At 67.6% G+C, this 1,005-nt stretch carries 1 protein-coding gene; it reads left to right on the forward strand.

What is annotated here, in order from left to right; genetic code table 11:
* Positions 1-1,005: phosphopantetheine-binding protein (locus HU729_RS25530; RefSeq protein ID WP_186711922.1), on the forward strand; the 1,005-nt coding region annotated here is incomplete at both ends.

Raw genomic sequence — 1,005 nt, forward strand, 5'->3', positions numbered from 1 at the left:
GGCGACGGCGGAGCTGTACCTGGCAGGCGAAGGCATCACCCGCGGCTACCTGCTGCGTCCGGGCCTGACCGCCGAGAAGTACCTGCCGGACCCGTTCGCGGCGGATGGCTCGCGGCTGTACCGCACCGGCGACCTGGCGCGCTACCGCGAAGACGGCGTGCTGGAGTACGCCGGGCGTGTGGACCATCAGGTGAAGGTGCGCGGCCTGCGTATCGAGCTGGGTGAAATCGAAGCGCGCCTGCAGGCTCATGCCGACGTGCGTGAAGTGGCAGTGATCGCGCATCAGGGCGAGCTGAGCACCCAGCTGGTGGGTTATGTCGTCGCTCCCGCGCTGCACGACAATGCCGAGCCGCTCAAGGCCTGGCTCAAGCAGAGCCTGCCGGACTACATGGTGCCGACCCACTGGCTGTTCCTCGAACGCCTGCCGCTGACCCCAAACGGCAAGCTCGACCGCAAGGCACTGCCAGCGCCGCAGGCCAGTGCTCCGGCACGCCAGGTGGCACCGCGCAGCGTGCTGGAAAAACGCCTGGTGGCGATTTGGGAGGAAGTCTTGAAGGTTTCGCCGATTGGCGTGACCGACAACTTCTTCGAGCTGGGCGGCGACTCGATCATCTCGATCCAAGTGGTCAGCCGGGCGCGTCAGGCGGGCATTCGCTTCACGCCCAAGGCGCTGTTCCAGCACCAGACCGTTCAAGGGCTGGCAACCGTGGCCCAGGAAGGCGAGGGCGCGCAACTGATCGAGCAGGGCCCGTTGACTGGCGAGATGCCGCTGCTGCCGATCCAGCAGGCGTTCTTCGACACCGACATCCCCGAGCGTCACCACTGGAACCAGTCGGTGCTGCTCAAGCCTGCCCAGCCGCTGCACGCGGGTTACCTGGAGCAGGCGTTGCAGGCGCTGGTCGCGCACCACGATGCGCTGCGCCTGAGCTTCACTGAAGGCGAGGCCGGCTGGCAGGCGCAGTATCGCCCGCTCGGCGAGCAGCCGACCGAGCTGCTGTGGCAGCG

The sequence above is a fragment of the Pseudomonas sp. RW10S2 genome, from assembly GCF_014268985.1.
In the GTDB taxonomy this organism is placed as follows: domain Bacteria; phylum Pseudomonadota; class Gammaproteobacteria; order Pseudomonadales; family Pseudomonadaceae; genus Aquipseudomonas; species Aquipseudomonas wayambapalatensis.